Origin of the sequence: Streptomyces lycii (assembly GCF_009735685.1) — a bacterium.
Lineage (GTDB): Bacteria > Actinomycetota > Actinomycetes > Streptomycetales > Streptomycetaceae > Streptomyces > Streptomyces lycii.
The window spans coordinates 1-25,691 of sequence record NZ_WHPN01000351.1; the positions used below are offsets into that span (position 1 = coordinate 1).

The 25,691-nt window shown below is 71.8% G+C and carries 24 protein-coding genes; all 24 read right to left on the reverse strand.

Features of this window, described 5'->3' with window-relative positions; translation table 11 throughout:
* Positions 1 to 62: 62 nt before the first annotated feature.
* Positions 63 to 512, reverse strand: coding sequence for a DUF2550 domain-containing protein (locus GCU69_RS22770; protein ID WP_098753926.1), 450 nt, complete (start codon positions 510 to 512; stop codon positions 63 to 65).
* A 115-nt stretch (positions 513 to 627) separates the two neighbouring features.
* Positions 628 to 1,005: a F0F1 ATP synthase subunit epsilon gene (locus GCU69_RS22775; protein WP_098753921.1), complete on the reverse strand. Its 378-nt coding sequence runs from the start codon at positions 1,003 to 1,005 to the stop codon at positions 628 to 630.
* A gap of 148 nt (positions 1,006 to 1,153) precedes the next feature.
* Positions 1,154 to 2,608: a F0F1 ATP synthase subunit beta gene (gene atpD / locus GCU69_RS22780; RefSeq protein ID WP_098753920.1), complete on the reverse strand. Its 1,455-nt coding sequence runs from the start codon at positions 2,606 to 2,608 to the stop codon at positions 1,154 to 1,156.
* 5 nt (positions 2,609 to 2,613) lie between these two features.
* Positions 2,614 to 3,537: a F0F1 ATP synthase subunit gamma gene (locus tag GCU69_RS22785; protein WP_098753919.1), complete on the reverse strand. Its 924-nt coding sequence runs from the start codon at positions 3,535 to 3,537 to the stop codon at positions 2,614 to 2,616.
* Positions 3,538 to 3,539: 2 nt separating this feature from the next.
* Positions 3,540 to 5,111, reverse strand: coding sequence for a F0F1 ATP synthase subunit alpha (gene atpA, locus GCU69_RS22790; protein WP_098753918.1), 1,572 nt, complete (start codon positions 5,109 to 5,111; stop codon positions 3,540 to 3,542).
* Between the two features lie 123 nt (positions 5,112 to 5,234).
* On the reverse strand, positions 5,235 to 6,050 hold the full coding sequence (locus GCU69_RS22795; RefSeq protein WP_098753917.1) for a F0F1 ATP synthase subunit delta: 816 nt from the start codon (positions 6,048 to 6,050) through the stop codon (positions 5,235 to 5,237).
* Positions 6,047 to 6,610: a F0F1 ATP synthase subunit B gene (locus tag GCU69_RS22800; protein WP_098753916.1), complete on the reverse strand. Its 564-nt coding sequence runs from the start codon at positions 6,608 to 6,610 to the stop codon at positions 6,047 to 6,049. The genes GCU69_RS22795 and GCU69_RS22800 overlap by 4 nt, the downstream gene beginning before the upstream one ends.
* Before the next feature lie 37 nt (positions 6,611 to 6,647).
* The gene (gene atpE / locus GCU69_RS22805) at positions 6,648 to 6,875 is read right to left on the reverse strand and encodes an ATP synthase F0 subunit C (RefSeq protein ID WP_098753915.1); all 228 of its coding nucleotides are present in this window, start codon (positions 6,873 to 6,875) and stop codon (positions 6,648 to 6,650) included.
* Between the two features lie 75 nt (positions 6,876 to 6,950).
* A complete protein-coding gene (gene atpB, locus GCU69_RS22810) occupies positions 6,951 to 7,772 on the reverse strand; it encodes a F0F1 ATP synthase subunit A (RefSeq protein ID WP_098753914.1) in 822 nt (273 codons plus the stop codon).
* 264 nt (positions 7,773 to 8,036) lie between these two features.
* Positions 8,037 to 8,474, reverse strand: coding sequence for a hypothetical protein (locus GCU69_RS22815; protein WP_098753913.1), 438 nt, complete (start codon positions 8,472 to 8,474; stop codon positions 8,037 to 8,039).
* Between the two features lie 235 nt (positions 8,475 to 8,709).
* Positions 8,710 to 10,056 (reverse strand): undecaprenyl/decaprenyl-phosphate alpha-N-acetylglucosaminyl 1-phosphate transferase, encoded by a 1,347-nt coding sequence (locus GCU69_RS22820; RefSeq protein WP_156207048.1) that lies wholly within the window; start codon positions 10,054 to 10,056, stop codon positions 8,710 to 8,712.
* A 205-nt stretch (positions 10,057 to 10,261) separates the two neighbouring features.
* A complete protein-coding gene (locus tag GCU69_RS22825; RefSeq protein ID WP_156207049.1) occupies positions 10,262 to 11,620 on the reverse strand; it encodes a serine hydroxymethyltransferase in 1,359 nt (452 codons plus the stop codon).
* 149 nt (positions 11,621 to 11,769) lie between these two features.
* Entirely contained in the window at positions 11,770 to 12,483 is a 714-nt protein-coding gene (locus GCU69_RS22830; RefSeq protein WP_408055837.1) for an arsenate reductase/protein-tyrosine-phosphatase family protein, read from the reverse strand.
* Entirely contained in the window at positions 12,480 to 13,127 is a 648-nt protein-coding gene (locus GCU69_RS22835; protein WP_098753909.1) for an L-threonylcarbamoyladenylate synthase, read from the reverse strand. Before GCU69_RS22835 ends, GCU69_RS22830 begins: the two co-directional genes overlap by 4 nt.
* 43 nt (positions 13,128 to 13,170) lie before the next feature.
* A complete protein-coding gene (gene prmC, locus GCU69_RS22840; protein ID WP_098753925.1) occupies positions 13,171 to 14,010 on the reverse strand; it encodes a peptide chain release factor N(5)-glutamine methyltransferase in 840 nt (279 codons plus the stop codon).
* 111 nt (positions 14,011 to 14,121) lie between these two features.
* Positions 14,122 to 15,198 (reverse strand): peptide chain release factor 1, encoded by a 1,077-nt coding sequence (gene prfA / locus GCU69_RS22845; protein WP_098753908.1) that lies wholly within the window; start codon positions 15,196 to 15,198, stop codon positions 14,122 to 14,124.
* A 166-nt stretch (positions 15,199 to 15,364) separates the two neighbouring features.
* On the reverse strand, positions 15,365 to 15,592 hold the full coding sequence (rpmE, locus tag GCU69_RS22850; RefSeq protein WP_098753907.1) for a 50S ribosomal protein L31: 228 nt from the start codon (positions 15,590 to 15,592) through the stop codon (positions 15,365 to 15,367).
* A gap of 124 nt (positions 15,593 to 15,716) precedes the next feature.
* Complete coding sequence (locus tag GCU69_RS22855) at positions 15,717 to 16,823, reverse strand: LCP family protein (protein WP_156207050.1); 1,107 nt, start codon at positions 16,821 to 16,823, stop codon at positions 15,717 to 15,719.
* Between the two features lie 273 nt (positions 16,824 to 17,096).
* Positions 17,097 to 19,175 carry a transcription termination factor Rho gene (rho, locus tag GCU69_RS22860; RefSeq protein WP_156207051.1) on the reverse strand — a complete coding sequence of 693 codons (2,079 nt, stop codon included), beginning with the start codon at positions 19,173 to 19,175 and terminating at the stop codon, positions 17,097 to 17,099.
* A gap of 351 nt (positions 19,176 to 19,526) precedes the next feature.
* Positions 19,527 to 20,492 (reverse strand): homoserine kinase, encoded by a 966-nt coding sequence (thrB, locus tag GCU69_RS22865; protein WP_098753904.1) that lies wholly within the window; start codon positions 20,490 to 20,492, stop codon positions 19,527 to 19,529.
* Positions 20,493 to 20,870: 378 nt separating this feature from the next.
* Positions 20,871 to 21,968 carry a threonine synthase gene (thrC, locus tag GCU69_RS22870; protein WP_098753903.1) on the reverse strand — a complete coding sequence of 366 codons (1,098 nt, stop codon included), beginning with the start codon at positions 21,966 to 21,968 and terminating at the stop codon, positions 20,871 to 20,873.
* 7 nt (positions 21,969 to 21,975) lie between these two features.
* The gene (locus GCU69_RS22875) at positions 21,976 to 23,307 is read right to left on the reverse strand and encodes a homoserine dehydrogenase (protein ID WP_098753902.1); all 1,332 of its coding nucleotides are present in this window, start codon (positions 23,305 to 23,307) and stop codon (positions 21,976 to 21,978) included.
* 190 nt (positions 23,308 to 23,497) lie between these two features.
* Positions 23,498 to 24,889: a diaminopimelate decarboxylase gene (gene lysA / locus GCU69_RS22880; protein WP_156207052.1), complete on the reverse strand. Its 1,392-nt coding sequence runs from the start codon at positions 24,887 to 24,889 to the stop codon at positions 23,498 to 23,500.
* Positions 24,890 to 24,915: 26 nt separating this feature from the next.
* The coding region (locus GCU69_RS33985; protein WP_268969335.1) for a DALR anticodon-binding domain-containing protein at positions 24,916 to 25,691 on the reverse strand (776 nt) is incomplete at its 5' end.

Consider the following 25,691-nt stretch of genomic DNA (forward strand, 5'->3'; position numbering starts at 1 on the left):
CCACATTGACCCTCCCCCAGACTCCGTCCGGGGGCACCCCCAACCAACGAGACACCTCTTATCTAGGCCACATTGACTCGTTGGCCCGGAGGGGCTGCTTCCAGCCAGGCCAGGAAGCCCGTCAGGGCGTCCTCGCTCATCGCCAGTTCCAGCCGGACGTCGCGGTGCGAGCAGGCCAGCACGACCGAATCCGACAGCAGGGCCAGTTCCTCCTCGCCCTGCGGCGTGCGGCGGTCCAGGACCTCGATGGCCGAGCGCTCCAGCGTCCGGCGCGGGCGCGGCGCGTACGAGAAGACACGGAACCACTCGATCCGGTCACCGCTGTAGCGCGCGACCCCGTACACCCAGCCCTTGCCTCCGGGCTCGGCCTCCTCCGCGGGGACGTTCCAGCGCAGGCTGCAGTCGAAGGTGCCGCCGGACCGCTGGATGAGCCTCCGCCGCAGACCGAAGACGAAGAGCCCCAACAGCACCACCACGATGACCGCGCCGGTCACCACCAGAGCGAGGACCATCTTCACCGACCTCCTCGCCTCACGTTCCGGACCAGTATGACGTCTTGTACCGCGACAGCCGCGGACTGCCCCGGGGCAGTCCGCGGCTGTTCTCATGCGAAGCGTCGCGACCGCCTCAGTGCTTGCCCGTCGCGGCGACCAGCCGGACCTCGGCACGCCGCTCCGCGGCGGCGTCGGTGTCGGACTTGGCGCGCTCCAGGGCCCGCTCGGCGCGCGCGACATCGATCTCGTCGGCCAGCTCGACGATCTCGGCGAGCAGCGACAGCTTGTTGTCGGCGAACGAGATGAAACCGCCGTGCACCGCGGCGACCACCGTGCCGCCGTCGGTCGTACGGATGGTGACCGGGCCGGACTCCAGCACACCGAGCAGCGGCTGGTGGCCGGGCATGACGCCGATGTCACCCGATGTGGTGCGTGCGACGACCAGGGTGGCCTCGCCGGACCAGACATTGCGGTCCGCGGCGACCAGCTCGACGTGCAGCTCAGCAGCCAACGTGGCTCCTCGGGTCTCCACCTGCCGTGGCAGGTGTCCAGAAAACTCTGGGGCGAAAAGATTCTGGGGGATAAAGGATAACGGTCGGGCGGCCGGGGGCGGGACGGGCCCGCCCCCGGCCACCCGGACAGTGCCGGGGGCCGGGGCGTCAGGAGACGCCCAGGTCCTTGGCCTTGGCCTTCAGGTCCTCGATGCCACCGCACATGAAGAACGCCTGCTCGGGGAAGTGGTCGTACTCACCGTCGGCGATCGCGTTGAACGCGGCGATCGACTCGTCGAGCGAGACGTCCGATCCGTCGAGACCGGTGAACTGCTTCGCCGCGTGGGTGTTCTGCGACAGGAAGCGCTCGATACGGCGGGCGCGGCTGACGGTGAGCTTGTCCTCCTCGCTCAGCTCGTCGATACCGAGGATGGAGATGATGTCCTGGAGGTCCTTGTACTTCTGCAGGATCCCCTTGACACGGGTCGCCGTGTCGTAGTGCTCCTGCGAGATGTAGCGCGGGTCCAGGATCCGGGACGTCGAGTCCAGCGGGTCCACCGCCGGGTAGATGCCCTTCTCCGAGATCGGCCGGGAGAGGACCGTCGTCGCGTCGAGGTGCGCGAAGGTCGTCGCCGGGGCCGGGTCGGTCAGGTCGTCCGCGGGCACGTAGATCGCCTGCATCGAGGTGATCGAGTGACCACGCGTCGAGGTGATGCGCTCCTGGAGGAGGCCCATCTCGTCCGCGAGGTTCGGCTGGTAGCCCACCGCGGACGGCATGCGGCCGAGCAGCGTGGAGACCTCGGAACCGGCCTGCGTGAAGCGGAAGATGTTGTCGATGAAGAACAGCACGTCCTGCTTCTGCACATCACGGAAGTACTCCGCCATGGTCAGACCGGCCAGCGCGACCCGGAGACGGGTGCCCGGGGGCTCGTCCATCTGGCCGAAGACCAGCGCGGTCTGCGGGAGCACGCCGGAGTCGGCCATCTCCTCGATCAGGTCGTTGCCCTCACGGGTGCGCTCGCCGACGCCGGCGAACACGGAAACGCCCTCGTGCAGCTTCGCCACACGCATGATCATTTCCTGGATGAGGACGGTCTTGCCGACGCCCGCGCCGCCGAACAGGCCGATCTTGCCGCCCTTGACGTACGGGGTCAGCAGGTCGACGACCTTCAGGCCGGTCTCGAACATCTCGGTCTTCGACTCGAGCTGGTCGAACGCCGGGGCCTTGCGGTGGATCTCCCACCGGTCGGTGACCTCGGACTCGGCCTCCGGGTCGTTCAGGATCTCGCCCAGGGTGTTGAACACCCGGCCCTTGGTGACGTCACCGACGGGCACGGTGATGCCCTTGCCGGTGTCGGTCACCGGGGCCTGGCGGACCAGGCCGTCGGTGGGCTGCATGGAGATGGCCTTGACCAGGCCCTCACCGAGGTGCTGGGCGACCTCGAGGGTCAGCGTCTTCTTCTTGCCCTGCTCGGCCGGGTCGGAGACCTCGACGGTCAGGGCGTTGTAGATCTCCGGCATGGCGTCGACGGGGAACTCCACGTCGACGACCGGGCCGATGACCCGCGCGACGCGGCCCGCGGCCACGCCGGCCGCAGCGGTCGGCTCAACAGTGGTGGTCATAGTTGTCAGTCACTCCCCGCGTTCGCGTCGGCCAGGGCGTTGGCGCCACCGACGATCTCGCTGATTTCCTGGGTGATGTCGGCCTGGCGGGCCTGGTTGGCAAGCCGCGTGAGCGACTTGATGAGGTCCTCGGCGTTGTCGGTCGCCGACTTCATCGCGCGGCGCCGGGCGGCGTGCTCGGAGGCAGCCGACTGGAGCAGCGCGTTGTAGATCCGGCTCTCGACGTACCGCGGGAGCAGGGCGTCGAGGACGTCCTCGGCCGACGGCTCGAAGTCGAACAGGGGCATGATCTCGTGCCCCTTGCCCTCGTCCTCCGTGCCCTCGCCCGCCCGGTCCAGCGACAGCGGCAGCAGCCGGTCGTCGAGCGCGTTCTGCGTCATCATCGAGACGAACTCGGTGAAGACGATGTGCAGCTCGTCGACCCCGCCCTCGGCGGTGTCCTGCGACACCGCCTCGATCAGCGGCGCGGCGACCATCTTGGCGTCCGCGTACTGCGGGCTGTCGGTGAAGCCGGTCCACGAGTCCGTGACCTTGCGGTCACGGAACCCGTAGTAGGCGACACCCTTGCGTCCGACGACGTAGGAGTCGACCTCCTTGCCCTCGGCGGTCAGCCGCGCGGTGAGCGCCTCGGCCGCCTTGATGGCGTTGGAGGAGTAGCCGCCGGCCAGACCACGGTCGCTCGTGATGAGCAGGACCGCGGCGCGGGTCGGGTTCTCCGCCTCGGTGGTCAGCGGGTGCCGGTTGTTGGAACCGGTCGCCACCGCGGTCACCGCGCGGGTCAGCTCCGTGGCGTACGGCGTGGAGGCCGCGACCTGGCGCTGCGCCTTGATGATCCGCGAGGCCGCGATCATCTCCATCGCCTTGGTGATCTTCTTGGTCGAGGTGATGGACTTGATGCGGCGCTTGTATACCCGTGTCTGGGCGCCCATGCTCAGCCCTCACCCAGCAGCTTGCCGTCCGAGGTCTCGAACTGCTGCTTGAAGCTCGCGATGGTGTCGGAGATCGCGGTGAGCGTGTCGTCCGACATCTTGCCGCCCTCGCGGATCGAGGTCATCAGGCCCTTGTGCTCGCGGTGCAGGTAGTCCAGCAGCTCGCGCTCGAAGCGCCGGATGTCCGCGACCGGGACGTCGTCCATCTTGCCGTTGGTGGCGGCCCAGATGGAGACGACCGTGTCCTCGGTGGGGTACGGGGCGTACTGCGGCTGCTTGAGCAGCTCGACCATGCGCTGACCGCGCTCCAGCGCCGCCTTGGAGGCCGCGTCCAGGTCGGAACCGAAGGCGGCGAACGCCTCCAGCTCACGGAACTGGGCGAGGTCCACACGGAGCGAACCGGTGATCTGCTTGACCGCCTTGTGCTGCGCGGAGCCGCCGACTCGGGAGACCGAGATACCGACGTTCAGCGCGGGGCGCTGACCGGCGTTGAACAGGTCCGACTCCAGGAAGCACTGGCCGTCGGTGATGGAGATGACGTTGGTCGGGATGAACGCCGACACGTCGTTCGCCTTCGTCTCGACGATCGGCAGACCCGTCATCGAGCCCTTGCCCATGTCGTCGGAGAGCTTGGCGCAGCGCTCCAGCAGCCGGGAGTGCAGGTAGAAGACGTCACCCGGGTAGGCCTCGCGGCCCGGCGGGCGGCGCAGCAGCAGGGAGACGGAACGGTAGGCGTCGGCCTGCTTCGAGAGGTCGTCGAAGACGATCAGCACGTGCTTGCCGTCGTACATCCAGTGCTGGCCGATGGCCGAGCCGGTGTACGGCGCGATGTACTTGAAGCCGGCCGGGTCGGACGCCGGGGCCGCGACGATCGTCGTGTACTCCAGGGCACCGGCCTCCTCCAGCGCGCCGCGCACGGACGCGATGGTGGAGCCCTTCTGGCCCACGGCGACGTAGATGCAGCGGACCTGCTTCTCCGGGTCGCCCGAGCGCCAGTTGTCGCGCTGGTTGATGATCGTGTCGACCGCCAGGGCGGTCTTGCCGGTCTGCCGGTCGCCGATGATCAGCTGACGCTGGCCGCGGCCGATCGGGGTCATGGTGTCGACGGCCTTGTAGCCCGTCTCCATCGGCTCGTGGACCGACTTGCGCGCCATGACGCCGGGGGCCTGCAGCTCAAGGGCGCGGCGGCCCTCGGTCTCGATCTCGCCGAGACCGTCGATCGGGTTACCGAGCGGGTCGACGACCCGCCCCAGGTATCCCTCACCGACGCCGACGGAGAGGACCTCTCCGGTGCGCTGCACCGGCTGGCCCTCCTCGATGCCGCTGAACTCGCCGAGGACGATCGCGCCGATCTCGCGCTCCTCGAGGTTGAGGGCGAGACCGAGGGTGCCGTCCTCGAACTTCAGCAGCTCGTTCGCCATGGCCGAGGGCAGCCCCTCGATCTTGGCGACGCCGTCCATGGCCTGCGATACGGTGCCGACCTCCTCGCGCGAGGCCGCGTCCGGCGTGTACGACTGGACAAAGTTCGCCAGCGCGTCCCGGATCTCCTCCGGCCGGATCGTGAGCTCCGCCATCTGGGTTCCCTGCTCTCCTTGTTGGACCCGAAGTCTCATGGGGGTCTGGGGGTGGCCCCCAGAGGACTTGTCACGGCCCAACTCGGGCCGCTCGTCGTGCTTGTTGAGTTGGTGGGGCCGGTGCTAGCCGGCCATCCGCCGGGACACCTCGTCGAGGCGGTCCGAGACGGTCCCGTCGATGACCTCGTCGCCGATGCGGACCGAGATCCCGCCGAGGACCGCCGGGTCCACGTCGAGATTCAGGTGCATCTCCCGGCCGTACAGCTTGGCCAGCCCGGCTGCGAGGCGTTCCTTCTGCCGGTCGGTCAGCGGCACCGCCGTGGTGACGACCGCGACCATCCGGTTCCGGCGCTCCGCGGCGAGCTTGGAGAGGGACTCCAGCCCGCCTTCCAGGCTACGGCCGCGCGGCTGGGTCACAAGACGCACCACGAGCCGCTCGGTGACCGGGTTGGCGCGGCCGCCCAGCAGCCGCCGCAGCAGCTCCGCCTTGGCGCCCGTGCCGGCGTTCCGCTCGGTGAGGGCGGCCCGCAGCTCGGGCGACGAGGTGACGATCCGGCCGAACCGGAACAGCTCGTCCTCCACGTCGTCCAGCGAGCCGGCCCGCTGGGCGGCCGACAGCTCGGCGGTGGCCGCCAGCTCCTCGATGCCGTCCACCAGGTCGCGGGAGCGCGACCAGCGGGACCGGACCATGCCGGTGACCAGGTCGGCGGCCTCCCCGCCGACCTGGCCGGCCAGCAGGCGCCCGGCCAGCTCGGCCTTGGCCTCACCGGACTGCGCCGGGTCGGTCACGACCCGACGCAGGCCGACCTCGCGGTCGAGCAGCCCCGTGACGGCGGACAGGTCCTCGGCGAGCTTCGCCACGTCGACGGACGCGGTGTCCGTCAGCGCGTCGAGGCGCTCGCGCGCGGACGCCAGTGCGTCGCGGCTCGCTCCGTTCATCGGGCGGCCCCGGCGGATCCGGCGGCCTCGGCCTTGTCCTCGAGCTCGTCGAGGAAGCGGTCGATGACGCGGCTCTGCCGGGCGTGGTCCTCGAGGGACTCACCGACCAGCTTGCCCGCCAGGGTGGTGGCCAGTGTGCCCACGTCCTGGCGCAGTGCCTGGGCGGCCTGCTTGCGGTCGGCCTCGATCTGGGCGTGGCCGGCGGCGATGATCTCCTCACGCTGCCGCTGGCCTTCCGCGCGCATCTCCGCGATGAGCGTGGCGCCCTGCTCCTGCGCCTCCTGGCGCAGGCGGGCGGCCTCGTGCCGGGCCTCGGCGAGCTGAGCCTTGTACTGCTCGAGCACGTCCTGGGCCTCGGTCTGGGCCGCCTCGGCCTTCTCGATGCCGCCTTCGATCTTGTCGCGGCGCTCGTCCAGAACCTTGTTGATGTTCGGGAGGAGCTTCTTGGCGAGGAAGCCGAAGACGATGGCGAACGCGATCAGGCCGACGACCAGCTCTGGGATCGGCGGGAGCAGAGGATTCTGAGGCTCCTCGGCCGCCAGGTGAACCAGAGTGTTCACATCAGTGCCTTTCGTCGAAAGAAGTCGCTCGCGCCGGTTACGGGTAGACGAACGGCATGACGAGGCCGATCAGGGCCAGCGCCTCACAGAACGCGAAACCGAGAATCTGGTTGGCGCGGATCAGACCGGCAGCCTCGGGCTGACGGGCAAGGGCCTGGGTGCCGTTACCGAAGACGATGCCGACACCGATGCCGGGGCCGATCGCGGCGAGGCCGTAGCCCACCGAGCTGAGGGAGCCGGTGACAGCAGCAAGGGTCTGGGACATGCCAGTTCTTCCTTCTCTTTCACGGACCGATGGGGGTTGGCCACCGGACGTCTATGGGGGTTCGGGGCGGGGCGCTCAGTGGTGCTCGGCGAGGGCGCCCTGGATGTAGGTGCAGGCCAGCATCACGAAGACGTAGGCCTGGACCGCCTGGATGAAGAGCTCGAAGACGGTCATCACGATGACCATGACGAACGAGACGCCCGCGTAGGCGATGCCGATCCCGTTCAGCAGGTACCAGCTGGCGATGGTGAACAGCACCAGCAGGGTGTGGCCCGCGAACATGTTCGCGAAGAGCCGGACCGCGTGCGTGAAGGGGCGGACCAGCAGGTTCGAGAAGAACTCGATGAACATGGCCAGCGGCAGCACCGGGCCCAGCGACTTGTCGTAGCCCGTGACGTTCTTGAAGAAGCCGACGAAGCCGTGCTTCTTGAAGGTCAGCGAGACCCACATGACGTAGACGAGCAGCGCCAGTCCGGCCGGGTAGGCGATGACCGAGGTCACCGGGAACTGGGCCAGCGGCACGATGGACCACAGGTTCAGGATCCATACGAAGAAGAACAGCGCGACCATGAAGGGGACGTACTTCTCGCCGTCCTTCTTGCCCATCGTCTGGTACACGATGCCGTTGCGGACGAAGTCGTAGCCCGCCTCGCCGATCATCTGGAGCTTCCCCGGGACGACCTTGGCCTTCCCGAACGCCAGCCAGAAGAAGCCGACGACCAGAATGGTGCTGAGCAGCGCCAGCAGCATCGGCTTGTTGAAGTAGAAACTGGAGTCCGCGTCACCGGCGATCGGTTCGAAGATGAAGGACCACAGGCTGGGGGCCGGGAAGCCGCACCCGGAGAAGATGTGGCAGTCGGTCTCGAACGCGAGCACCGTTGTCGGGTCAGCACTCACCGCGAGCTCCTTCAGCGTGGCGCATAGGTACGGCAACCTCGTTGTGTCGGCGCGGCACGGAGCCGCGGTTCGGCACTGGACTGGTCTTGCAGGTCGGGGGACGGCCGGACGGCGCGGGGCCGGACGGCCGGTCAGGCATCAGCTGCGTCGACCGCCGGATCCGTCCCGCGGAACCCGGGAACTCGGCCGTCTGCGCCTGCTGTGCCGCAGTTGGAACCGGACGATAGCAGGCTTGCTTACGCATCCTTGACGCCCCCCTGTCTCTCACGCGGAGGACTCCCGCGCCGCGGCCTTCTGCTGGTCGCCGGACTCGGGCTCGACGTACAGGATCTTCGCCTTGGTGTGCGCCCGGGCCTGTGCGGCGATCCACACGAGCGTCGCCGCGACCAGGGTGAAGCCGAACGCCTTCGCGTCGAACAGGGTGGTGTTCTTGAAGGCTGCCATGAAGACGAAGAGCAGCAGCAACTGGGTGGTGTAGAGCATCAGCCCCATGGCCTGGAACAGCTGCGGGTACTTGCGCGCCGTTCCCTGGAGCACGAACAGCCCGATCCCCATGAAGAGGATCACGACCACCGTGCCGACGACCGCGCCGACGGCTGCCTTGCCACCGGCCAGCACCCCGCTCACGGCGACGGCGATCACGCCGGCTGCCGCGGTGGGGACGGCCGTATGGAGGAGCATGCGGGCGTCGTTCGACTGCATGGAGAGGGCTCCAGCTCAAAGTGGGGGTCAAGAAAAACGTCCGGGGACGAGCGTAGGGCCCGGCCGAGGCCTGCCTCCCGCCGGAGGACCGTCCACTACGGTCCTCGGCTTCCTCCGGGTCCTCGTGAACGGTATCACAAACTATTTGATGAGAGCTTTACCTAGTTTGTGTGCTACCCGTCACACGAAAGAGCTAAAGGCCAGGTCGTCGCCCTGACGCGCCCGTCCGCTTCTGCTATGAGCGGCTGCCCACCTTACGGCGTTCCGGAAGGTGCGTGCCACGCGCACCGATCGCGGTGGCGCCGTTCGCCCTGTGGGCCGGGCCGGGGCGCTCCGCGTCGCCGCCGCGGCCGTCCGCGGCCCGCTCGCCGCCGTCCGCGTCCGCCGGCGGCTCCTGGCCCGGGCCGCGCCTCTCCCGGCGGTAACGGGGCGGCACGAGGGCTTCCGCCCAGTGCGGCACCCGCGGCGTGAAGCGCGGCAGCAGCAGCAGGAACAGCCCCACCGCGCTGAACATGGCCAGCGCGAGCACGATCCACATGCTCGCCGAGTTGACCGAGTAGGCCACCGCCGAGAAGGCGATCAGCGCCGACCAGAAGTACATGATGAGGACGGCCCGGCTGTGCGAGTGGCCGATCTCCAGCAGCCGGTGGTGCAGATGCCCGCGGTCCGCGGCGAACGGCGACTGGCCCTGCCAGGTCCGCCGGACCACCGCCAGCACGAGGTCCGCGACCGGCACCGCGATGATCGTCAGCGGCAGCAGTACCACGGGGATGTAGACCGGCGCCGTCACCTTGACGGCCTCCGCCTCGGACCCGGTGGTGGCCTGGAGCAGGTCCGGGTCGACCTGGCCGGTGATGGAGATCGCACCGGCGGCGAGCACCAGGCCGATCAGCATCGAGCCGGAGTCGCCCATGAAGATCCGCGCGGGGTGCATGTTGTGCGGCAGGAAGCCCAGGCACATGCCCATGAGGATGACCGCGAAGAGCGTCGCGGGGGCCGCGGCCTCGACGCCGTAGCCGTACCACATGCGGTACGCGTACATGAAGAACGCGGCGGCGGCGATGCACACCATGCCCGAGGCCAGCCCGTCCAGGCCGTCGACGAAGTTCACCGCGTTGATGGTGATCACGACGAGGGCGACGGTGAGCAGGGTGCCCTGCACGCCCGTCAGCGAGACCGATCCCACACCCGGCACCGGGATCCACAGGATCGTGAGGCCCTGCCAGACCATGACACCGGCGGCGATCATCTGGCCGCCGAGCTTGACCAGCGCGTCCACGCCCCACTTGTCGTCGAGCACGCCCAGCAGCCAGATCAGCGCCGCCCCGGCCAGCAGCGCCCGCGGCTCGTTGGACAGCTCGAAGACCTTGCCGACGTTGAGCAGCTGCGAGGCGACCAGCAGACCGGCGCACAGACCGCCGAACATCGCGATGCCGCCCAGCCGCGGCGTCGGCTCACGGTGCACGTCCCGCGCGCGGATCTCCGGCATCGCGCCGGCCGCGATCGCGAACTTCCGCACCGGGCCGGTCAGCAGATAGGTGACCGCGGCGGTGACGCACAGCACCAGCAGATATTCACGCACGAACTGCCCCAGAGGTCTCGCCGGCCGTCTCGGCCCCTCAGCCTATGCGGCCCCGCGCCGGCACCGTGCACATGGACCGGTCGCGGACCCGGGGAGCGGGCCGGTTCTTCACGTTTCCGCACGCCCCCTTCACACGACGGGGGACACACGTCATCCCGCGATGGTTGCACACGACCCGCCTGCCCCGGGAGCACACCCTGACGCCTCACTGCCCCGAAGGACCCACTCCGGGGTACGGCGGGAACGCCCCCGCCAGCTCCGCGGCCGCCTCCCGGCCGCCCGGACGCCCGCGCAGCGCGGCCCCCAGCAGCTCCGCGATCCGCTCCATCTCCGGCTCCCGCATGCCCTGCGTGGTGACCGCGGCCGTGCCCAGCCGGATCCCCGTCGTGGGCGCGGGCGGCGGCGGGCGGTGCGGCAGCGCGCAGGTGTCCAGGACCAGCCCGGCGGCGGCACAGCGGCCGCGCGCGGTCCGGCCGTCCAGCCGCAGCCCGGCGACGTCGGCGGTGACGAGATGGGTGTCGGTGCCGCCCGTCGTCACCTCCAGGCCCTGCCGGGCCAGGCCCCCGGCGAGCACCCGGGCGTTGGCGACCACCTGGTGGGCGTAGGAGCGGAAGGCGTCGGTCGCGGCCTCCCCGAAGGCCACGGCCTTGGCCGCGACGGTGTGCATCTGGGCGCCGCCCTGGCTGAACGGGAAGACGGCGCGGTCGATGCGCTCGGCCAGGCCCGCGCCGCACAGCAGCAGGCCGCCGCGCGGGCCGCGCAGCACCTTGTGGGTGGTCGCGCACACCACGTCGGCGTACGGCACCGGGCTGGGCGCCGCTCCCCCGGCGATCAGGCCCATCGGATGCGCGGCGTCGGCGATCAGACAGGCGCCGGTCTCGTCGGCGATCTCCCGGAAGGCGGCGTAGTCGGGGTGCCGGGGGTGGGAGATGGAGCCGCAGACGATGGCCTTCGGGCGGTGGGCGCGGGCCAGGTCGCGGACCTGGGCGTAGTCGATGAGCCCGGTGGCGGGGTCGGTGCCGTAGCCGATGAAGTCGAACCAGCGGCCGGAGAAGTTGGCCCGCGACCCGTGGGTGAGGTGCCCGCCCTGCGGCAGCGCCATGGCCAGCACGGTGTCGCCGGGGCGCAGCAGGGCGGCGTAGGCGGCGAGGACGGCGGCGGAGCCGGAGTGCGGCTGGACGTTGGCGTGCTCGGCGCCGAAGAGGGCCGCGGCGCGCTCGGCGGCGAGCCGCTCGGTCATGTCGACGAGTTCGCAGCCGCCGTGGTGGCGGGCGCCGGGATAGCCCTCGGCGTACTTGTTGGCGAGCGGTGAGCCGAGTACGGCGAGAACGGCCGGGGAGGTGAAGTTCTCCGCGGCGACCAGCTGGATCCCGGCCGCCTGCCGGGCGGTCTCGGCGAGCACCAGGTCGGCGATCTCCGGGTCCTGGCGGCGCAGCGCGCCGAAGTCCGCGGGCGGCGCGCCGGGATCCGCGGGCGGCCGCTCGGGGACGTCGTCGGGGCGTGCCGTGTCCGCGGCGGCCGCTGCCGCGGCGGACTCCGTCCGGTGTGAGGTCGTGACGGGCATCGCTGGCTCCGGGGCCGCTGGGGTCCGCGCGGGCGCGCGCAGGCGTGTTTCCCCCAATGTAGGACGGCGTGCGCCGCGGCGCGCGGTGACCGGCGGAAACCGGCCGTGGCCTGCCCGGCCGTGCGATCGGCCCGCGCGGGGGCGGCGGCTTACGCGCGGGCCGCGGGGACGCCGGTCAGCGCGGTCACGACCGGGTCGAGCGCCTGCTGGATCTCCTCGCCGACGCTGCGGAAGTACGTGATGGGCGCCCCGTACGGATCGTGCACCTCGTCGGCCTCCGGGCTCGGCGCCAGCAGCCAGCCGCGCAGCGCCGCCGCGGCGCGCACCAGCGCGCGGGCGCGTTCGACGACGGCGCCGTCGGGCTCGGGGTCGGGCAGCGTCGCCGGGTCTATGGCCCGTACCAGCCGGGTGAACTCCTTCAGGGTGAAGGTGCGCAGCCCGGCGGAGTGGCCCATGGAGATCACCTGCGCCCGGTGGTCCCGGGTCGCGGTGAGCACCAGGTCGGCGCGGATGACGTGCTCGTCCAGCAGCTCGCGGCCGGTGAAGCCCGCCGGGTCCGCGCCGAAGTCGGCGAGCACGGTCGCGGCGTGCGCCTCCATCGGGGCGCCCTCGTGCCCCCAGGTGCCGGCGCTCTCCACGAGCAGGCCCCGGGTGTCGCCGAGCCGGTCGCTGAGGGCGTGCCGGGTCAGCCGCTCGGTGATGGGCGAGCGGCAGACGTTGCCGGTGCTGACGTGGAGGATGCGGAACGTCCCGGGCTCACCGCCGAATCCGGGCACGGACTGCCCGCCGTACCGCGGCCTCGGGAAGCCCTCGGTGCGGCCCGGACCCCCGTCCGCTATGCCACGCCCCTGTGGGGCGGTCAATTCGCCACCTCGAGGTCGGGTACCACCTCGCGGAGCTGGTCCGCCGTGAGCGCCCCCTCGCGCAGCAGCACCGGCTTCTTCCCGGTGACGTCGACGATGGAGGACGGCACGGCGGCGGGCGTGGGCCCGCCGTCGAGGTAGACGGAGACGGAGTCGCCGAGCATCTTCTGGGCGGCGTCGCAGTCCTGCGGCGACGGGTGGCCGGTGAGGTTGGCGCTGGACACGGCCATCGGGCCGAACTCGGTGAGCAGTTCGATGGCGACCGGGTGCAGCGGCATCCGCACGGCAACGGTGCCGCGGGTCTCGCCCAGGTCCCACTGGAGCGACGGCTGGTGCCGTGCGACGAGGGTCAGCGCGCCGGGCCAGAAGGCGTCGACGAGTTCCCAGGCCTGCTCGGAGAAGTCGGTGACGAGGCCGTGCAGGGTGTTCGGGGAGCCGACGAGGACCGGGGAGGGCATGCCGCGGCCGCGGCCCTTGGCCTCCAGGAGGTCGCCGACGGCCTCGGGGCTGAAGGCGTCCGCGCCGATGCCGTAGACGGTGTCGGTGGGGAGGACGACCAGCTCGCCGCGGCGTACGGCGGAAGCGGCCTCGCGCAGCCCGGTCCTGCGGTCGGTCGCGTCGGTGCAGTCGTAGCGCCGTGCCATCAACGGGCCTCCTCGTACTCGTTCATCTGACGTCGGGGCCCGTTCATGGCGTGGCCCGGCGGGCCGTGGCGAACCGCGGCCGGTTGTTGAGATCGGGGTGGTCGGCGGCGTCGGCCCAGCCCCGCTCCTCGGTGAAGATCCAGGGGACCTGGCCGCCCTGGGTGTCGGCGTGCTCGACGACGACGACACCGCCGGGGCGGAGCAGGCGGTGCGCGGTGCGCTCGATGCCGCGGATGGTGTCGAGGCCGTCCTCGCCGGAGAAGAGCGAGAGTTCCGGGTCGTGGTCGCGGGCCTCGGGGGCGACGTACTCCCATTCGGTGAGCGGGATGTACGGCGGGTTGGAGATCACCAGGTCGACCTGGCCGTCGAGTTCCGGGAGCGCCGAGAAGGCGTCGCCGCGGTGCAGCGAGACGCGGGAGCCCTCGGTGTTCTTCCGGGCCCAGCCCAGCGCGCCCTCGTCCAGCTCCACGGCGTGCACGCGGGAGCGCGGCACCTCCTGGGCGAGCGCCAGGGCGATGGCCCCGGAGCCGGTGCACAGGTCGACGATCAGCGGCTCGACCACGTCCATGGCGCGGACGGCGTCTATGGCCCAGCCGACGACCGACTCGGTCTCCGGGCGGGGCACGAAGACGCCGGGCCCGACCTGGAGTTCCAGATAGCGGAAGAAGGCGCGGCCGGTGATGTGCTGGAGCGGCTCGCGGGCCTCGCGGCGGGCGACCGCCTCCCAGTAGCGCGCGTCGAAGTCCCGGTCGGCCACCGCGTGCAGCTCACTCCGCTTGACGCCGTGCACGAAGGCGGCCAGTTCCTCGGCGTCGAAGCGCGGCGAGGGCACGCCGGCATCGGCCAGCCGCTGGGTGGCCTGGGCCACCTCGGCGAGCAGCAGGGACCGGGGACGGGGCGCACGGACCCCGGGCGGCGTCGTCGGGGTCTGTTGCGGGGGGCGTCCCCCGGAAGAGGTCGGCACGCTGATCCTCCAGCCGGTTGTCGCGGGGGCTTACTGGGCGGCGGCCAGCTTGGCGGCCGAGTCGGCGTCGACGCAGGCCTGGATCACGGGATCCAGCTCTCCGTCGAGCACCTGGTCCAAGTTGTACGCCTTGAAGCCCACACGGTGGTCGGAGATGCGGTTCTCCGGGAAGTTGTACGTGCGGATCCGCTCGGAGCGGTCGACCGTACGGACCTGGCTGCGACGGGCGTCCGAAGCCTCCCGCTCGGCCTCCTCCTGAGCCGCGGCCAGCAGCCGGGAGCGCAGGATGCGCAGCGCCTGCTCCTTGTTCTGGAGCTGGCTCTTCTCGTTCTGGCAGGAGACGACGATACCGGTCGGCAGGTGGGTGATGCGCACCGCCGAGTCGGTGGTGTTGACGGACTGGCCGCCGGGGCCGGACGAGCGGTACACGTCGATCCGCAGATCGTTGGGCCCGATCTCGACCTCGACCTCCTCGGCCTCCGGGGTGACGAGCACCCCGGCCGCGGAGGTGTGGATACGGCCCTGGGACTCGGTCGCGGGCACCCGCTGCACGCGGTGCACCCCGCCCTCGTACTTCAGCCGCGCCCAGACGCCCTGGCCGGGTTCGCCGGCCCCGCCGCCCTTGGTCTTCACGGCGACCTGGACGTCCTTGTAGCCGCCGAGGTCGGACTCGTTGGCCTCGAGGATCTCGGTCTTCCAGCCGATGCGCTCCGCGTAGCGCAGATACATCCGCAGCAGGTCGCCCGCGAACAGCGCGGACTCCTCGCCGCCCTCGCCGGCCTTGACCTCGAGGATGACGTCCTTGTCGTCGCTGGGGTCGCGCGGCACGAGCAGCAGCCGGAGCCGCTCGGTCAGCTCCTCGCGCTGCTTCTCCAGCTCCTTGAGCTCCTCGGCGAAGTCCGGGTCGTCGGCGGCGAACTCGCGGGCGGTCTCGATGTCGTCGCCGGTCCGCTTCCAGGCGCCGTACGCGGTGATGATCGGGGTCAGCTCGGCGTAGCGCTTGTTGAGGCGCATCGCCTCGCGCTGGTCGCCGTGGACAGCGGGGTCGGCCAGCCGCTTCTCGAGGCCGGCGTGCTCGCCGACCAGTTCCTCGACCGCCTCGAACATCGGGACTCGTTCCTTGAAAGAGGGCACGCGGGGCGCGCGTGCGGATCTGCGGTGCCGTGGGGCCTGCCCCGGCGGGGGCCGCGGGGCGCGGCTGTGGGACGACAAAGCGCCGGTCCGGCCGTCCCTCGCCTGGAGGGGCGGCCGAGGACCGGCGCCGTGCGGGTCGCTACTTCTTCTTGCCGGAGGCGGCGTTCTTGCCGAAGCGGGCCTCGAAGCGGGCCACGCGGCCACCGGTGTCGAGGATCTTCTGCTTGCCCGTGTAGAACGGGTGGCACTCGGAGCAGATGTCGGCGCGGATCGCGCCTTCCGTCACGGTGCTCCGCGTGGTGAACGAGGCTCCGCAGGTGCAGCTGACCTGGGTCTCGACGTACTCGGGGTGAATGTCGCGCTTCAAGGGATGCTCCTAGGTTCGGGAGGGCGCCGGGTCGCTCGGGCGGGCTTGCCTGGGCGTGAACCGGGGCCGACGTACCAGTCTGCCAGGACTGGCCGCATCTCCCAAAACCGGGGGCGGGGCCGGACTATTCCCGGCGCGTCCCGTGGCCGACCACGCCCGAGGTGTCCTCGCGGGCCTCGTCGGCGGCGGGGCTGTCGGTCGCGGACCGCGGGACCGGGAGGTCCTGCCGGAGCGCGTCCCAGACCATCCGGGTCTTGTGCTCCAGCGGCAGCACCCGGTTGGGGTCGGCGCTGTCGTACTCCACGGGCAGGGTGATCATGGTCATGTCGCGGGACTCGATGTTCCGCAGGTTCCTGGCGAAGCCGAGCAGCTCGTTGACGCCCGCCAGCGCGGAGTCGGTGGTGACCGCCCTGGTCGCCGTGTCCGCGAGGTCGTAGAGCTTGCCCGGGTCGCTGAACAGGCCGACCTCGCCGACCTGGTCCGTGAGGGCGCGCACGAAGGCCTGCTGGAGCTGTATCCGGCCGAGGTCGCTGCCGTTGCCGACGGCGTGCCGGGTGCGGACCAGGCCGAGGGACTGCTCGCCGTCGAGGGTGTGTGTGCCGGCGGGCAGGTCGAGGCGGCTCTCCCGGTCCCGGAGCGGCACCCGGGTGGTGATCTCCACCCCGCCCAGCTCGTCGACGAGCTTCTTGAAGCCGGTGAAGTCGACTTCCAGGTAGTGGTCCATGCGGATGCCCGACATCGCCTCGACGGTGGCCACCGCGCAGGCCGGTCCGCCGATCTTGTACGACTCGTTGAACATGGCGCGGGCGGCCGGCGGGGCGGTGCCCTTGCCGTCGTCGCGCTCGCAGGCCGGGCGCTCGACAAGGGTGTCGCGCGGGATGCTGACGACGGTGGCCTTCTCGTGGCCCTCGTGGACGTGCACCACCATGGCGGTGTCGGAGCGGGCGCCGCTCTGGCCGGAGCTGCCGTACCGCCGGTTGGCGCCCTCCCGGGAGTCGGAGCCCAGGACGAGGATGTCCATCGAGCCGTTGTCGATGTCCTCGGGGCGGTCGGTGCCCAGGGCCGCGTCGATGTCGATGCTCCGCAGATTGCCGTCGAGCCGGAACCAGACCCAGCCGAACGCGGCACCGCCGAGGAGCAGCACCCCGGCCAGCAGCCAGGCGAGGCCCCGCAGCGCGCGGCGGTGCCCGCCGGCGCCGGTGCCCGTCTCGTCCACGCCCTCGTCCGCCATGTGCTCCTCAGGTCCGTCCCGTCCTGTAGTCCTACCCCCGGTGACGGCCGGCAGCGCTCCCGGGGTTCCCGGGCGCGTCCGTATGGAGCACACGGAGCCCGCCGGGGCGCCCCGGGCCCCCGCCCGCGGGAGCGGCAGCGGGGAGCGGGGAGCGTCCGGCTGGGAGCTGCTGCGGGGAGCAGCGGCGCGGGAAGCGGCGGGCGGGCCGCCCGGGAACGCCGCAGGGCCTCCCCGCACGGAGCGGAGAGGCCCTGGTGGCGCCGTGGAGCCGGGTCAGTCGTTGCCGTTGCCCGGGGACGGGGTCGTCTTCTGGATCTGGAGCAGGAACTCCGCGTTGCTCTGGGTCTCCTTGAGCTTGTCCAGGAGCAGCTCGATGGCCTGCTGCGAGTCCAGGGCGTGCAGCACCCGGCGGAGCTTCCAGGTGATCGCCAGCTCGTCGCTGCCGAGCAGGATCTCCTCCTTGCGGGTGCCGGACGCGTCCACGTCCACCGCCGGGAAGATCCGCTTGTCGGAGAGCTTGCGGTCGAGCTTGAGCTCCAGGTTGCCGGTGCCCTTGAACTCCTCGAAGATCACCTCGTCCATCCGGGAGCCGGTGTCGACCAGCGCGGTGGCCAGGATGGTCAGCGAGCCGCCGTCCTCGATGTTCCGCGCGGCACCGAAGAAGCGCTTCGGCGGGTACAGCGCGGTCGAGTCGACACCGCCGGAGAGGATCCGGCCCGAGGCCGGGGCGGCGAGGTTGTACGCGCGGCCCAGACGGGTGATCGAGTCCAGCAGGACGACCACGTCGTGACCCAGCTCGACGAGGCGCTTGGCGCGCTCGATGGCCAGCTCGGCGACGGTGGTGTGGTCCTCGGCGGGGCGGTCGAAGGTCGAGGAGATGACCTCGCCCTTCACCGACCGCTGCATGTCGGTGACCTCTTCCGGACGCTCGTCCACCAGGACGACCATCAGGTGGCACTCGGGGTTGTTGCGGGTGATCGCGTTCGCGACCGCCTGCATGATCATGGTCTTGCCGGTCTTCGGCGGGGCCACGATCAGACCGCGCTGGCCCTTGCCGATCGGCGCGACCAGGTCGATGATCCGGGTCGTCATCTGGGCCGGCTCGTGCTCCAGGCGCAGCCGCTCCTGCGGGTACAGCGGGGTGAGCTTGCCGAAGTCGGGCCGGCCGCGGCCGGTCTCGGGCGCCATGCCGTTGACCGAGTCCAGGCGGACCAGCGCGTTGAACTTCTCTCGGCGCTCGCCCTCGCGCGGCTGGCGCACGGCGCCGGTGACGTGGTCGCCCTTGCGGAGGCCGTTCTTGCGGACCTGCGCCAGGGAGACGTAGACGTCGTTCGGGCCCGGGAGGTAACCGGAGGTGCGGATGAACGCGTAGTTGTCGAGGATGTCGAGGATGCCCGCGACGGGGATCAGCACGTCGTCCTCGGAGACCTGCGGCTCGCCGCCGAACTCCTCGCGGCCGCGGCGTCCGCGGCGGTCGCGGTACCGGCCCCGGCGGCCGCGGCGGCCGCCCTCGAAGTCGCCGTCGTCGTCGTCCCGCTGCTGGCCGCCGCCCCCGCGGTTGTCGCGCTGGCGGTTGCCGCCCTGGCTGCCGCCGCCGTCGTCGTTCTTGTTGCGGCGGTTGCCGCGGTCACGGCGGTCGTTCTTGTTTCCGCCCTGGCCGCCGCCCTGGCCGCCGCCCTGGCGGTCGTTCTGGCGGTCGCCGCCGGCCTGGCGGTCACCGCCCTTGTGCTGCTTGCCCTCGCCGGACTCCTGGGCGGTGTCCGTACGGGACTCCGTGCGGGTCTCGGTCTTGGTCGCGACCGCGCCGTCGGCGGCCTCCGGGCTGCCCGCCTGGGCGGTGGCGCGGCGCCGGCGGCGCTCGCCGGCCGGCTGCTCGTCGCCGGCGCCCTGGCCGGGGATCTCGATCTGCCGGCCGTCGCCCTGGTCGGAGCCCTGGTCCGCGGTGCGGGCCGCCCGGCTCTCGGACTTGTCCTCGGCCGGGGCCTCCGCCGGGGCCTCGGCGGCGGCGGAGTCGCCCGTACGGGCCTTGGAGGTGGCGCGGCGCTTCGGCTTGGTCTCGGCCGGCGCGGCGTCGGCGCGGTCGGGTGCGGCTCCCCCGGCCTGCTTCTCCTTGATGACGTCGATCAGCTGGCTCTTGCGCATCCGCGCGGTGCCCTTGATGCCGAGCGAGGAGGCAACCTGCTGCAGCTCGGCCAGGACCATGCCCTCGAGGCCGGTGCCGGAGCGGCGGCGCTTGGGGGCACTGGAGGCAGCACCGGTGGCAGGCGCGGCAGAAGCGTCCGTGGCGGGCGCGGAGGCTGCGCCGACGTTGTTGTCGGCAGTCACGCCCATCGAAACGGTGGTGTCGCTCACGAAGGGTCCTTCCCTGGAGCGGGCGTCGGCCTGTCTGGCTCGGCGACCGGTTGTGCTGTCCGGCTGCGGTCCTCGTGGTGCGGACCGGGCCGGTGCGGTGGTCCGCCATGGCGGCGGAAAGATCATTGAAAGGGTCCGGCGGGGAGACTGTCACTCATGTCCCGCCACGCCGATTCCGGAGCGTGCTCGCTACTGCTCAGGCAGGCTGCTCAGGCAGGTGAGGAGGCTCCCGGAAGAAGTGGTCCCGAAGGGGGACGCAAAGCACCGCACCGCTCGGGTGCCAAGTGCTGACTTGAGGTTAACACTACCGGATCCAACAAACATTCCCCCTCTCCAAGACCGGCAATCGTTCTATGCCCCCCGGGGGGCTCCCGGGGCTCCCCCGGGCAGCCCGCTCTGCGCCGCCGTGAGCGGCAGCACCCCGGCGCCGGAGGTGTCCAGGGCCAGCCGGTTGGCTGCCCAGCCGTCCCCGGCCAGCTGCGCGACCTTGTCGGCCGTGCTGTCCTCGGCCAGCGCGAGGACCGTCGGGCCCGCGCCGGAGATGACCGCGGGGACGCCGTCCGCGCGGAGCCTGCCGACCAGGGCCGTGCTCTCGGGCATGGCCGGGGCCCGGTACTCCTGGTGGATCCGGTCCTCGGTCGCGGCCAGCAGCAGTTCGGGGCGCCGGGTCATGGCCTCGACCAGCAGGGCGGCGCGCCCGGCGTTGGCCGCCGCGTCGACGTGCGGCACGCTGCGCGGCAGCAGGCCGCGGGCGGTCTCGGTGAGCACCGGGTTCGAGGGTACGAAGACGACGGGGACGACGGAAGCGGCGGCCTCCATGCGCACCGCGCGGGCGGCTCCGGCCTCGGTCCAGGCGAGGGTGAAACCGCCGAGCAGGCAGGCGGCGACGTTGTCCGGGTGGCCCTCGATCTCGGTGGCCAGCTCCAGCAGTGCCGTGTCGTCCAGCTTCTCGCCGCCGCCTATGGTCACCGCGCGGGCGGCGGTGATGCCGGCGCAGATGGCCGCGGAGGAGGAGCCGAGCCCGCGGCCGTGCGGGATGCGGTTGGCGCAGACGACCTCGAGCCCGCGGGGCTGCCCGCCGAGCACGTCGAAGGCCGTCCGCAGGGAGCGTACGAGCAGGTGCTTCTCGTCCCGGGGGAGGGTGTCGGCGCCCTCGCCCGCGATGTCGATGTGCAGCCCGGAGTCGGCGACGCGCACGACCACGTCGTCGTACAGGCCCAGGGCGAGGCCGAGGGCGTCGAAGCCGGGGCCGAGATTGGCGCTGGTCGCGGGGACACGCACCCGTACGGCGGCGGCGCGGAAGGCGGGGCCGGCCATCGCTCGATGACTCTCCTTGTTGTGGAACTGCGGGTCTTCCCCCCTGGGGGACCCCCCGCCCGGCGACGACGGCCGTGCCGTGCCGCGCCCGTCGCGCATATGCGTCCGGCATTCTGCGGTCTGTCGGGGTGGACTGGCGGGGTTCGACTTCCAGCCTATCGAAGGAAGGTTCTGTCGCGACATAGGGCGCACAGGAGGCGCACGATGCGTGTCGTCCGGGGTGTGTGCCCCCGGACGCGGAGCACGCCGCTCACGTCGCGTACAACCGCACACACCGCGTACGTCCGTGCACGCCGCGCAAGAACCGTACAGGTCCCCGTGCGGCCGGGCGCCGCCCGGCCCGGTGCGGTGCCCGCCCGGGCCGCGGCGTCCGGAACCCTACGCCAGGCCGAGCCGCTCGGCGGCCGCGTCGGCGTCCACCGGCACGGTCACGGGCTGCGGCGCACCGGCCACCGCCCAGTCCGGGTCCTTGAGGCCGTTGCCCGTCACCGTGCAGACGATGCGCTGGCCCGGGTCGACCTTGCCCTGTTCGGCGGCCTTCAGCAGTCCGGCGACGCTCGCGGCGGAGGCCGGCTCGACGAAGACGCCCTCCCGGGAGGCCAGCAGCCGGTAGGCCGCCAGGATCTGACGGTCCGTCACTTCGTCGATGAAGCCGCCCGACTCGTCCCGGGCCGCCTCCGCGAACTCCCACGAGGCCGGGTTGCCGATGCGGATCGCGGTCGCGATGGTGTGCGGGTCCTTCACCGGCTCACCGCGCACGATCGGCGCGGAGCCGGAGGCCTGGAAGCCCCACATCCGCGGCCGGCGGGCGGCGGTCCCGTCCGCGGCGTACTCGCCGTAACCGCGCCAGTAGGCGGTGATGTTGCCCGCGTTGCCGACCGGCAGGACGTGCACGTCGGGGGCGTCGCCCAGCATGTCCACGATCTCGAACGCGGCGGTCTTCTGGCCCTCGATACGGACCGGGTTGACCGAATTCACCAGCGCCACCGGGTACTTCTCCGACAGGCCGCGGGCGAGGGTGAGGCAGTCGTCGAAGTTCCCGTCGACCTGGAGGATCTTCGCGCCGTGCACCAGTGCCTGGCCCATCTTGCCCAGCGCGATCTTCCCCTGCGGCACCAGCACCGCGCAGACCATCCCGGCCCGTACCGCGTAGGCCGCCGCCGAGGCGGAGGTGTTCCCGGTGGAGGCGCAGATGACGGCCTGCGCGCCCTCCTCCTTGGCCCGGGTGATGGCCATCGTCATGCCCCGGTCCTTGAAGGACCCGGTGGGGTTGGCGCCCTCGACCTTGAGGTGCACCTCGCAGCCGGTGCGCTCGGACAGCACCTGCGCGGGCACCAGCGGCGTACCGCCCTCGCGGAGGGTGACGACCTCGGTGTCCGGGCCGACCGGCAGCCGGTCGCGGTACTCCTCGATCACACCGCGCCACTGGTGGCCGGCGCCGGCCTGGCGGCCGCCCGGGATGGTTGCAGCAGACATGGTTTCCTTACTCCCCTTCGACCCGCATGATGCTGGCGACACCGCGCACGGTGTCCAGCTGCCGCAGCGTCTCGACGGTCGCCGAGAGGGCGGCGTCCGACGCGCGGTGGGTGACCACGACGAGCGACGCCCCGCCCCCGCCGTCGGCGGAGACGCCCGTGGCGGCGCCGTGCCCGTCCTTGCCCGTCTGGCGGACGGTGTCGATCGACACGCCGTGTTCCGCGAAGACCGTGGCGACCTGGGCGAGGACACCCGGCTTGTCGGCGACGTCCAGGCTGATGTGGTAGCGCGTGACCACCTCGCCCATCGGGCCGACCGGCAGCCGCGTGTACGCGGACTCGCCGGGCCCCCTGCCGCCGTTGAGCTTGTTGCGGCAGGCCGCGACCAGATCGCCGAGGACCGCGGAGGCGGTCGGCGAGCCGCCCGCGCCGGGCCCGTAGAACATCAGCTGCCCGGCGGCGTCGGCCTCGACGAAGACCGCGTTGTACGCCTCGCGGACCGAGGCGAGCGGGTGGCTCAGCGGGATCATCGCGGGATGCACACGGGCGGTGACCGACAGTCCGTCGGCGGCCCGCTCGCAGATGGCGAGCAGCTTCACGGTGCAGCCCATGCGTTTGGCGGAGGCGATGTCGGCGGCGGTAACCTCGGTCAGGCCCTCGCGGTGCACGTCGTCCAGCCGCACCCGGGTGTGGAAGGCGATGCCGGCCAGGATCGCGGCCTTGGCGGCGGCGTCGAAGCCCTCGACGTCGGCGGTCGGGTCGGCCTCCGCGTAGCCGAGGGCGGTGGCCTCGTCGAGCGCCTCGGAATATCCCGCTCCGCTGGAGTCCATGCGGTCGAGGATGAAGTTGGTGGTGCCGTTGACGATGCCGAGGACGCGGTTGACCTTGTCGCCCACGAGGGACTCGCGCAGCGGCCGCACCAGCGGGATGGCGCCCGCGACGGCCGCCTCGTAGTAGAGGTCCGCGCCCTGCTCCTCGGCGGCGGCGTGCAGCGCGGCGCCGTCCTGGGCGACGAGGGCCTTGTTGGCGGACACGACGCTCGCGCCGTGCTCGAAGGCCGTGGTGATCAGGGTGCGCGCGGGCTCGATGCCGCCGATGACCTCGACCACGACGTCGATGTCGCCGCGTTTGACCAGCGCGGTGGCGTCGGTGGTGACCAGCTCGGCGGGGACGCCCTCGCGGACCCGGTCGGGGCGGCGCACCGCGATCCCGGCCAGTTCGACGGGGGCGCCGATGCGCGCCGCGAGGTCGTCCGCGTGCGTCGTCATGATGCGCGCCACCTCTGAGCCGACCACTCCACAGCCCAGCAGCGCCACTTTCAGCGGACGCGTACGCATCATCCGACCTCGTCTCTCAGCGACATTTCCTCAGGGCCGCCGTCCGGGCGGCCCCGCCGATTATCTTGGTTATGCACCAGTCTCACGCACCGGACGGGAATTCCCGCCCGGTGTCCGGATCCCGAGACTTTCCGGGGATCAGGGAGAGACGGCCGTCCCGCGCGGGCGGGGCAATTCCGCCGCCCGCACGGTCTCATCCGACGTCGAGCCGCAGCAGGTCCTCCTCCGTCTCCCGGCGCATGATGACGCGGGCCTCGCCGTCCTTGACCGCCACCACAGGCGGGCGCAGGGCGTGGTTGTAGTTGCTCGCCATGGAACGGCAGTAGGCGCCGGTGGCGGGGACGGCGAGCAGGTCGCCGGTGGCGAGGTCGGCGGGCAGGAAGGCGTCCCGTACGACGATGTCGCCGGACTCGCAGTGCTTGCCGACGACCCGGGAGAGCATCGGCCCGGCGGTGGAGGTCCGGGAGACCAGGGCCACGGTGTACTCGGCGTCGTAGAGCGCGGTGCGGATGTTGTCGGACATGCCGCCGTCCACGCTGACGTACGTCCGCAGGCCCGACAGTTCCTTGACGGTGCCCACCTCGTACAGGGTGAAGGCGGTGGGGCCGACGATCGCGCGGCCCGGCTCGACGGAGATCCGGGGGACGGCCAGCCCGGCGGCCGCGCACTCGCGGGTGACGATGTCGGAGAGCGACTTCGCGATCTCGTGCGGCTCTCGCGGGTCGTCCTCGGAGGTGTAGGCGATGCCGAGGCCGCCGCCGAGGTCGATCTCGGGGAGTTCCGTGCCGTGCTCGTCGCGGATCTCCGCGAGCAGGCCGACGACGCGGCGGGCGGACACCTCGAAGCCGGCCATGTCGAAGATCTGCGAGCCGATGTGCGAGTGGATTCCGGCGAGTTCCAGGCTGTCCAGCTTCAGTACGCGGCGTACCGCTTCCGCCGCCTGCCCGTCGGCCAGCGCAATTCCGAACTTCTGGTCCTCGTGCGCGGTCGCGATGAATTCGTGGGTGTGCGCCTCGACACCGACGGTGACCCGGATCTGCACCCGCTGGCGCTTTCCGAGCTTTTCCGCGATGTGGGCGACGCGGACGATCTCCTGGAAGGAGTCGAGAACGATCCGGCCGACGCCCTCGCGCACGGCGCGCTCGATCTCGGCCTCGCTCTTGTTGTTGCCGTGCAACGCGATGCGCTCGGCGGGCATGCCGGCCGCGAGGGCGGTGGCCAGCTCGCCGCCGGAGCAGACGTCGAGATTGAGGCCCTCCTCGTACAGCCAGCGGACCACGGCGCGGGAGAGGAAGGCCTTGCCCGCGTAGAAGACGTCGGCCTCGCCGCCGAAGGCGTCGTGCCAGGCGCGGCAGCGGGCCCGGAAGTCGTCCTCGTCGAGGAAGTAGGCGGGGGTGCCGAACTCCTCCGCGAGCCGGGTGACGGGGATGCCGCCCACGGTGGCGGCGCCGTCGGCGTCGCGGGCGACCGTACGGGACCAGACGCGCGGGTCCAGCTCGTTCAGGTCGGTGGGCGGGGCGGTGTAGTGACCCTCGGGGAGCACGTCGGCGTGACGGGGCCCGGCGGGGTGTGCGGAACGGCTCATGGTGCTCTGGAGCTCCTCAGATGCTTCTACAGATGTTCGGGTGCGTGGACGCCGAGCAGGTGCAGGCCGCCCGCGAGCACCGTCCCGGCCGCCTCGGCGAGGGCGGTCCGGGCCCGGTGGGCGGCCGAGGGTTTCTCGTCACCGCGTGGCAGCACCGGGCAGCCGTCGTGGAAGCGGAAGAACGCGTCGGCGAGGTCTTCCAGGTGCCGGGCGAGCCGGTCGGGGGCACGGTGCCGGGCGGCGGAGGCCAGCACGGCGGGGTGCTCGGCGAGCACGGCTAGGAGGCGGCGGGCCTCGTCACGGGGGTGGGCGGGGAGGGCGCGGGAGTTCTCGGGGAGGGGGTGGGGCTCCTCGGGGAGGGGCTGGGGCTCCTCGGGGAGGGGCTGGGCTTCCTCGGGGAAGGGGTGAGGCTCCGCGGGGTCGGGGGCTGGCTGGTTGAGTGCGCCGGGGCCCGGTTCGGGGGCGAGGTCCGGCTCCGGGGCGGGGCCCGGGTGGTTGAGTGGGCCGGGGCCTGGATCCGGGGCAGGGCCTGGATCCGGGGTGGTACGCGGATGGTTCAGCGCGCCGGGTTCGGGCTGTATTCCCAGGTCGGCGGCGTTGCGTACGAGGGCACGGGCGCGGGCGTGTGCGTACCGGACCCGGAAGAGGGGGTTGGACTCGCGCTGTACGAGGAGATCACCGGTGAGCCGGGGCCGGTCGTGCGCGGCGGGCCGGAGGAGCGCCCAGCGGAGGGCGTCGGGGCCGAGGAGGTGGAGGAGGGCGGCGGGGTCGTCGCCGGGCGCGCTGCCGGTCTCGTGTCCTG

Excerpts from the sequence above, each read along its gene's own strand:
- atpE (WP_098753915.1), bottom strand. The coding sequence starts at position 6,875 with ATGTCCCAGACCCTTGCTGCTGTCACCGGCTCCCTCAGCTCGGTGGGC.
- GCU69_RS22855 (WP_156207050.1), bottom strand. The coding sequence starts at position 16,823 with ATGGCGGACGAGGGCGTGGACGAGACGGGCACCGGCGCCGGCGGGCAC.
- lysA (WP_156207052.1), bottom strand. The coding sequence starts at position 24,889 with ATGAGCCGTTCCGCACACCCCGCCGGGCCCCGTCACGCCGACGTGCTC.
- GCU69_RS22875 (WP_098753902.1), bottom strand. The coding sequence starts at position 23,307 with ATGATGCGTACGCGTCCGCTGAAAGTGGCGCTGCTGGGCTGTGGAGTG.
- GCU69_RS22825 (WP_156207049.1), bottom strand. The coding sequence starts at position 11,620 with ATGCCCGTCACGACCTCACACCGGACGGAGTCCGCCGCGGCAGCGGCC.
- GCU69_RS22835 (WP_098753909.1), bottom strand. The coding sequence starts at position 13,127 with ATGGCACGGCGCTACGACTGCACCGACGCGACCGACCGCAGGACCGGG.
- thrB (WP_098753904.1), bottom strand. The coding sequence starts at position 20,492 with ATGGCCGGCCCCGCCTTCCGCGCCGCCGCCGTACGGGTGCGTGTCCCC.
- GCU69_RS22815 (WP_098753913.1), bottom strand. The coding sequence starts at position 8,474 with ATGCAGTCGAACGACGCCCGCATGCTCCTCCATACGGCCGTCCCCACC.
- GCU69_RS22795 (WP_098753917.1), bottom strand. The coding sequence starts at position 6,050 with ATGAACGGAGCGAGCCGCGACGCACTGGCGTCCGCGCGCGAGCGCCTC.
- thrC (WP_098753903.1), bottom strand. The coding sequence starts at position 21,968 with ATGTCTGCTGCAACCATCCCGGGCGGCCGCCAGGCCGGCGCCGGCCAC.
- GCU69_RS22770 (WP_098753926.1), bottom strand. The coding sequence starts at position 512 with ATGGTCCTCGCTCTGGTGGTGACCGGCGCGGTCATCGTGGTGGTGCTG.
- atpD (WP_098753920.1), bottom strand. The coding sequence starts at position 2,608 with ATGACCACCACTGTTGAGCCGACCGCTGCGGCCGGCGTGGCCGCGGGC.
- atpA (WP_098753918.1), bottom strand. The coding sequence starts at position 5,111 with ATGGCGGAGCTCACGATCCGGCCGGAGGAGATCCGGGACGCGCTGGCG.
- GCU69_RS22785 (WP_098753919.1), bottom strand. The coding sequence starts at position 3,537 with ATGGGCGCCCAGACACGGGTATACAAGCGCCGCATCAAGTCCATCACC.
- prfA (WP_098753908.1), bottom strand. The coding sequence starts at position 15,198 with ATGTTCGAGGCGGTCGAGGAACTGGTCGGCGAGCACGCCGGCCTCGAG.